The 7,346-nt window shown below is 70.7% G+C and carries 6 protein-coding genes and 2 pseudogenes; 4 read left to right on the forward strand and 4 right to left on the reverse strand.

The features are described from left to right. From DMC18_RS20965 to DMC18_RS20975, 3 genes and pseudogenes are all read right to left on the reverse strand, one after another. Positions 1-529 (reverse strand): annotated as a pseudogene (locus DMC18_RS20965) (aminodeoxychorismate synthase component I); the annotation flags it as partial. Positions 530-560: 31 nt separating this feature from the next. Then, the gene (locus tag DMC18_RS20970; protein ID WP_110119560.1) at positions 561-2,006 is read right to left on the reverse strand and encodes an MFS transporter; all 1,446 of its coding nucleotides are present in this window, start codon (positions 2,004-2,006) and stop codon (positions 561-563) included. A 106-nt stretch (positions 2,007-2,112) separates the two neighbouring features. Continuing rightward, complete coding sequence (locus DMC18_RS20975; protein WP_110119561.1) at positions 2,113-2,886, reverse strand: tyrosine-protein phosphatase; 774 nt, start codon at positions 2,884-2,886, stop codon at positions 2,113-2,115. An 88-nt stretch (positions 2,887-2,974) separates the two neighbouring features. Here DMC18_RS20975 and DMC18_RS20980 point away from each other — a divergent pair, with 88 nt between their 5' ends. The 3 genes from DMC18_RS20980 to DMC18_RS20990 all read left to right on the forward strand — a co-directional run bounded on the left by DMC18_RS20980 (position 2,975) and on the right by DMC18_RS20990 (position 5,441). Beyond that, a complete protein-coding gene (locus tag DMC18_RS20980; RefSeq protein ID WP_110133280.1) occupies positions 2,975-3,733 on the forward strand; it encodes an alpha/beta fold hydrolase in 759 nt (252 codons plus the stop codon). A gap of 134 nt (positions 3,734-3,867) precedes the next feature. After that, on the forward strand, positions 3,868-4,230 hold the full coding sequence (locus DMC18_RS20985) for a BlaI/MecI/CopY family transcriptional regulator (RefSeq protein ID WP_110133281.1): 363 nt from the start codon (positions 3,868-3,870) through the stop codon (positions 4,228-4,230). Further along, a complete protein-coding gene (locus DMC18_RS20990) occupies positions 4,227-5,441 on the forward strand; it encodes a TonB family protein (protein WP_110133282.1) in 1,215 nt (404 codons plus the stop codon). Before DMC18_RS20985 ends, DMC18_RS20990 begins: the two co-directional genes overlap by 4 nt. Before the next feature lie 71 nt (positions 5,442-5,512). On the opposite strand, the gene DMC18_RS20995 is transcribed toward DMC18_RS20990, so the two are convergent. Beyond that, positions 5,513-6,967 (reverse strand): AMP nucleosidase, encoded by a 1,455-nt coding sequence (locus DMC18_RS20995; RefSeq protein ID WP_110119558.1) that lies wholly within the window; start codon positions 6,965-6,967, stop codon positions 5,513-5,515. 188 nt (positions 6,968-7,155) lie between these two features. Between DMC18_RS20995 and DMC18_RS27045 the strand changes: the two are divergent. Further along, positions 7,156-7,346, forward strand: a pseudogene (locus DMC18_RS27045) (dicarboxylate/amino acid:cation symporter); the annotation flags it as partial.

Genomic DNA, 7,346 nt, shown 5'->3' on the forward strand with positions numbered 1-7,346 from the left:
CCTCGTCGGCGGCGGGCGGCTCGGGCTGCAGCGCCTCGCACAGCCGGCCTTCGAACGGGTCGCGGGCCGGGGCGTCCAGCCAGGCCAGGGCGGCGCGAGCCCGCGCCTCGGCCTGCGCCTGCCCCTCGCCCCGACCGACGGCGACGATGGTCCGCGCCAGGTGGTCGAAGGCCAGCAGGGCCGGATAGCGGGCGCAGACCAGGTCGGGCCAGTCGCCGCGCGGAAGATTCAGGACCTCGATCCGATCGCCCAGCTCGTAGGACGCCAGGCCCACCACCCCGCCCTGGAACGGCGGGCCTTCCGGATCGGCGGGCAGCGGCGGGCCGACCAGGGCGGCCAGGACCTGAAAGGGATCGCGGCGGTCGTCGGCCGCCAGGGTCAGGGTCCGGTCCGGATCGCGCAGCAGATAAGACCAGCGCTCGCCCGCCCCGCCCGACAGCAGGGCGCAGGCGAAGGGCTCGTCCCGCCAGGGGGCCGCCGCCCACAGAGGGTCGCGCCAGGGGGCGGCGATGAGGGCGACGTCGCGCATCGGCAGGTGATAGGCCCGTCCGGCTAGCGCCTCAAGCTTCCCGTCCGCCGCCGCGCACGGCGAACAGGGCGATAAAGCCCAGGGCCAGCAGGCCGACGATCGGCAGGAAGCCCGCCACCTGGCTCTTGAAGACGGAGGTCGCCGCCGCCACCAGGGCCGAGCCCAGCCAAACCGTCGCCGTTCCCGACAGGGCGTAGAGGCCGAAGAAGGCGGCCGTGCGGTCCACCGGGGCCAGGCGCACCAGCAGGGTGCGGCTCGAGGCGTACTGGGCGGTGACGCAGACGGCGATGATCAGGCCCAGGCCCACATAGAGCAGCTCCGGCGCAGTGCGGAACAGCGGCCCGTCCCACACCGCCGGTCCGGCGGGATCATAGGGAAAGACATAGAGGATACGGTCGCGCCGCATGCCCAGGGCGCAGATCAGGGCTGCGAGACAGCCGGCGATCTCGACCTGCACCGCCCGCTTGGGCCCGAGCCGACGGTCGAGCGCCGGGGCCAGGAAGCCGCCCAGCGAGCCGACCAGGCTCAGCGACACGCCGTAGACCAGCATCTCCAGCGGCCCCCAGCCCATCAGCCCGGCCGCGAACAACCCGCCGAACACCAGAAGCGCGGTCATGCCGTCGCAATAGAGCATGCGCGCGCCCAGGAAGGTGGCCACGTCGCGATGGCCCTTGAGGTTGGCGAAGGTGTCGCGCAGCAGGGCCAGGCCCGCCGTCAGGCTGGCGCGGGCCGAAAGCCCGGTGCGCGGCGCGTCCGGCGTCCACAGCAGGAACGGGATCGCGCCCAGGGCCATGATCAGCGCCGACAGCGGCCCGGCCAGGCGGCTGGGTTCGTGGTTGCCGGTGGAAAGTCCCAGCAGCGGCGTCTTGGGGATCCCCGGCCAGTCCACCTGTCCCGGCAGCACGAAGCCCCACAGCATCAGCACCAGCATCAGCACCGACAGGCCGTTGGACAGGAAATAGCCCAGCCCCGACAGCAGCGGCGCCTGGGCCGGCGTGGCCGCCGCGCGCGGCAGCAGGGCGTTGTTCAGCGCGTCGCCCCAGTTATAGGCCACGCCCAGCACGATCAGCGTCAGCGACGTCGCCCACAGCGGCAGCCCGCCGGCCGGCATGGCCCACCACAGCAGCACCAGCAGCGGCAGCATGGTGGTCAGGGCCAGAGTGATCAGCGGCTTGCGCGGCCCGTACTGCTCGATCGACGCGCCCAGCACCGGGGCGGTCAGGGCCACCAGCAGGCCGTAGGCGGTGGCGATCTGGGCCATGATCGCCTGGCCCCGCACCGGATCGCCGACCAGCACGCCGGAGAAGTAGGGGGCGAAGATGTAGATGGTGACCAGCACCACATAGACGTCGCGGGAGCCCTGGTGCAGCACCCAGGACAGCCCGCCTCGCGTCAGTGGCGCCTTAACCGGAGCTGATTGGGGGACGCGCGAGCCTTCACCCACGGCCGACGGCGCGCCGTCCAGGACCTCGCTCATGCCTCTCCGCCCTTCCCAGAGGATCGTCTGACGCGATCCTGGAGCGGAGCCTCGCCCGCGAACGGGCGTTTGTCACGCCTTCTTCATCAAGCGGCGAAAACCGGGATCAGGCCAGGATATGCGCCGCGATCGCCTCGCGAGCCTTGGCGTCGACGCCCAGCACGGCCTCCAGATAGGCCTCGATCGAGCCGTGGGCCGCCTCGATGGCCTCGATGGAGGCCAGGATGTATTCGGCCTCGACGCCCAGGGCCGCGCGGATCGCCGCTTCGGGCGGGACGACGCCGGTATAGTCGGCGAAGTGGCGGCCGATCTGCTCGCCGATGCGGCCGTAGCGCTCGGGATCGTTGGTGGCCAGGTAATCCTCGACCAGGTCGTCGCGCGACACCCCGGCCAGGCTGTGGGTCAGGGCGGCCAGCAGGCCCGTGCGGTCCTTGCCGGCGGCGCAGTGGATCAGCACCGGCCCCCTGGCCTGCGCCAGGGCGGCGAAGTAGCGCCTGAAGAGATCGACGTGGCGCGGCGTGAACGGCTTCCTGCGATAGGAATCCATCATGTAGCCGCGGAAGTCGCCTTCCGAGAAATCCCAGCCGCGCAGGAAGGTCAGCCACGGATCGTCGCCCTGGCCGCCCAGGTCGTTGTCGATCACCTCGGCGGCGAAGCCTTGCCAGCGGCGCGAGGGCTGGTGGCTGCGCTCCTGGCTGCGGCGCAGGTCGACGATGGTGACGATGCCCAGGCCCGCCATGGCCGAGAGGTCCTCGTCGGTGGCGTCGGCCTGGTGGGCGGCGCGGAACAGCAGGCCCTTCTTCAACCGGCCCGCCCCGGCGGCGTAGTCGCCGTAGTCGCGGAAGTTCTCGACGCCTTGCAGGGGGATTTGACGGGTCATGGTCCCGATGTAGCGATCCACGGCGACGAAATCGAGACGTCCGCTCAGGCGACTGGACGGATCGTGCAACTGCGCGGAAGCTGCCCCCATGCTTCCGGTCCAGCGATTCCAGAGCTTCGACGGCGTCTCCATCGCCTACCGCACCCTGGGCGAGGGCTGGCCGACCCTGCTGCTGCACGGGTTTCTCGCCAGCGCCGAGAGCAACTGGTTCCTGCCCGGGATCGCCGCGGCCCTGGCCCAGGCCGGCCGCAAGGTGATCGCCCCGGACCTGCGCGGCCACGGCCGCTCCGACGCCCCGACCGACCCGGCCGCCTGGCCCGCCGACGTGCTGGCCATGGACCAGCAGGCCCTGGTCTCGCACCTGCACCTCACCGACTACGATCTGGTCGGCTATTCGCTGGGCGCGCGCACGGCGGTGCGCATGCTGGTGCGCGGGGCGCGGCCCGAGCGGCTGGTGCTGGCCGGCATGGGCGCGTCGGGCCTGATGGGCGCGGGCGAGCGGGCGGCGATGTTCGAGGACGCCATCCGCAACGGCGACCAGGCCAAGGACCCCCGCGCCGGCCGCCGCGTGCAGGCGATGATCGCCGCCGGCGGCCTCAAGCCCGAGGCCATGCTGGGGGTGCTCAACGCCTTCGTCCCGACCTCGGCCGAGGACATCGCCCACATCGACGTCCCGACCCTGGTCATCGCCGGCCAGCGCGACGACGACAACGGCTCGGCCGAGGCCCTGGCCGGCCTTTTGCCCCAGGCTCGCGCCCAGCGCGTGCCCGGCGACCACATGAGCGCGGTCATGGAGCCGGCCCTGGCGGCGGGGATCGTCGGGTTCCTGGACCGGGTGTCGCGGTAGGGCGCGGCCTTTTTGCTCCCTCTCTCTTAGAGAGAGGGAGCAAAAAGGCCAAAAAGAACGCCGGTTGACGACACCGATGACAAGTGTCAACGTCACATCGTTGACACTTGTCATCACAAACAGCGGGGAGCGCCATGAGGATCAGCTCGGCGGAAAGCGTGATCATGGAGGCGTTGTGGCGGTCCAGCCCCCTGACCTCCGAAGCCATCATCGGCGAGGTGGGCGAGCCCAACGGCTGGACCGAGGGCACGGTCAAGCAGCTGATCAGCCGCCTGCTGAAGAAGAAGGCCATCGCCGCCAGGCCGGACGGCCGCCGCTATCTCTACACGCCGTTGCTGGCCCGCCGCGACTATGTCGAGGCCGAGAGCCAGGGCCTGCTGGATCGGCTGTTCGACGGCCGGCTGGCGCCGCTGGTCACCCAGTTCTCCGAGGGCGGAAAGCTGTCGGACGAGGACGTCGCCGAGCTGAAGGCCCTGGTCGAGAGGATCTCGAAATGAGCGGCGCCGTCCTCGAGGCGCTGCTGCGCGCCAACCTCGCCCTGGCCGCCGCGATCCTGGCGGTGATGCTGCTGCGCCGGCCGGTGCGGCGGCGGTTCGGGCCGCTAGCGGCCTATGTGCTGTGGCTGGCCCCGCCGGTCTGCGCCCTGGTCAGCCTGGTTCCGGTCCCCGCCCCGACGGCGATCATGGCCCCGGCGGTCGAGCTCGTCGCCGCCGCCGGCAAGGCCGTCGCCCCGGTCGCGGCCAAGGCTCCCGCCCTGCCGACCCTGCTGCTGGTGATCTGGGAGCTGGGCGTACTGGCGGCCTTCAGCCTGTTCGCCGTGCGCCAGCTGCGGTTCGTGCGCGCCGTCGGCCGCCTCACGCCCTTGACCGGGCAGCCGGCCGTGCTGCGCGGCGAGCATGTCGAGGCCGGCCCGCTGGTGCTGGGCTGGCTGCGCCCGCGCATCGTCGTGCCGGCCGACTTCGCCGACCGCTTCGAGGGCGAAGCCCGCGCCCTGGTGCTGGCGCACGAGGACGTCCACCTGCGGCGCGGCGACGCCCGCATCAACGGCCTGGCCGTCGCCCTGCAATGCCTGTGCTGGTTCAACCCACTGGTCCACCTGGCCGCCCGCACCCTGCGCATCGACCAGGAGATCGCCTGCGACGCCGCCGTGATCGACCGCCACCCGCACGCCCGCCGGCTCTACGCCGAAACCCTGCTCGGCTCGGTGCTGGGCGGCGCCCACGCCCCGCTCGGCTGCCATTGGCCCGCGACGGGTCCCCATCCCCTGAAGGAGAGACTGATCATGCTGAACACCGCCTCCGTCACCCCGCTGCGCCGCAAGGCGGGCCTGGCCCTGGTCGCCCTGGTCGCCTCGACCGCCGCCGGCGCGGTCTGGGCCGCCAATCCGGCGGCTCCGTCCGTGGAGCCGGCCGTGATCACCCGCCCGATCTGGACCGAAAAGCCGACCATCGAGGACCTCGTCCGCTACTACCCGCCCGAGGCCAAGTCGGCCAAGGTCGACGGCCGGGCCGCGATCGCCTGCACCGTCGCAGCCGACGGCGGACTATACGACTGCACGGTCATCGGCGAAACGCCGGCCGAGTACCGGTTCGGCGACGCGGCCCTGCAGATGAGCCGGCATTTCCGGATGCGGCCGCTCAGCGCCGACGGCGTACCCACGGCCGGCGCCAAGGTCCGTATTCCGATCGCCTTCGCGACCGCCAAGTAGGACGGGCACGAGGCCAGGAAAAAGGGGCGGTGGATGACCACCGCCCCTTTCACGTTCCCGGACGCCACCCCTTACCGGAAAGGCGGCTCGTCGAAGGCGCGCAGCTTGCGCGAGTGCAGGTTGGGACCTTCCTCGTGCAGCAGCTGGCAGGTGAGGATGCCGATCTGCAGGTGCTGGCTGATCGCCCGCTCGTAGAAGGCGTTGGCCTGGCCCGGCAGCTTGATCTCGCCGTGCAGCGGCTTGTCCGACACGCACAGCAGCGTCCCGTACGGCACCCGGAAGCGGTAGCCCTGGGCGGCGATGGTGGCGCTTTCCATGTCGATGGCGACGGCGCGGCTCTGGTTGAAGCGCAGGGCCGACAGGCTGTGGCGCAGTTCCCAGTTGCGGTCGTCGGTGGTGACCACGGTGCCGGTGCGCAGGCGCTTCTTCAGCTCCTGGCCGGTGTCGCCGCTGATCGCCTTGGCCGCGTCGTAGAGGGCGCGCTGCACCTCGGCGATCGACGGCACCGGAATCTCGGGCGGCAGCACCACGTCCAGCACGTGGTCGTCGCGGAGGTAGGCGTGGGCCAGCACGTAGTCGCCGATGGTCTGGGTGTCGCGCAGGCCGCCGCAGTGGCCGATCATCAGCCAGGCCTGCGGGCGCAGCACCGCCAGGTGGTCGCAGATGGTCTTGGCGTTGGAGGGGCCGACGCCGATGTTGACCAGGCTGACGCCCTGACCGTTCGGGGCGATCAGGTGGTAGGCCGGCATCTGGTGCTTGCGCCACGCGCCGTCGGCGATCGCCTGCTCGGCGTTCGGCGTCTCGGCCGTGACCACCACGCCGCCCGAGCACGACAGCGCCGTGTACGGACTATCGGGCTTCTTCAGCTGCTCGACGCCCCAGCGGACGAACTCGTCGACATAGCGGTGGTAGTTGGTGAACAGGATGAACGGCTGCACGTGCTCGGCCGGCGCGCCGGTGTAGTGGCGCAGACGGGCCAGCGAGAAGTCGGTGCGCAGACCGTCGAACAGGGCCAGCGGCCGGGTTTCCTCCAGTGCGGGGCTCCAGACCCCGTCGGCGATCTCGTCGCCGATGAAGGCCAGGTCCGTGGTCGGGAAGAAGCGGGCGATGTCCTCGCTGCGGACGTCGGCCTGGTTCAGGTCGATGCTGGCGTCCAGCACGTAGGGATAGGGGATCTCCTGCTCGGAGCGGGCGACCTCGATCTCGACCTCGAAGTCGTCCATCAGCAGGGTCAGCTGCTCGACCAGATAGTCCTGGAACTGGGCCGGCTTGGTGATGGTGGTCGAATAGACGCCCGGACGGCTGACCCGGGCGAAGGCGCGCGCCAGTTTCGGCGGCAGGGCCTCGGGGTCGTAGGTCAGGCGCAGCTCGGGATAGGTGAACGAGCCGTCGAACCGCATCTGCGGGTCGGGGCGGGTTCCATGTTCGAGATAGGCCCTAAGGGCGGTGCGCAGGGCCTCGACGGCGCGCTGGTATTCGGAGTTGAGCCGCTCGACGACGGCGATCGCTTTTTCTTGGTTTGACATGGGTCTTTATAGCGACATTTCACGACATTGGCGAGACGGGCGGCCCACCCAGGTGGAAAACTTTCTTACTTAGCGAAGCCGCTCGCCGCCGGGTCAATCCGGGAACGGGCAACGGCCTTCGATCCCCACAGCTTCGCCTGTTTATCCGGCGCGGCGCGAGGCAAGCCGGCCAAGATCGCCTCTAGGGCATGGACGAACCCAGGTTCGTCGGCCACAAGGGCGGAAATGCTCAAATAAGGAGCGAATGGCGGCGCGGGCTATCCCGCGCGTCTTTTCTCCATAAGCCAGCCGTCGACGCCGACGGGCCCAGGGGACCCGGGATGAACAAACGCTTCGCCTATCTGATCATCGGCGCGATGGTGCTGGGGGTGCTCGTCGG

It is taken from the genome of Caulobacter sp. D5 (assembly GCF_003185805.1).
GTDB lineage: Bacteria > Pseudomonadota > Alphaproteobacteria > Caulobacterales > Caulobacteraceae > Caulobacter.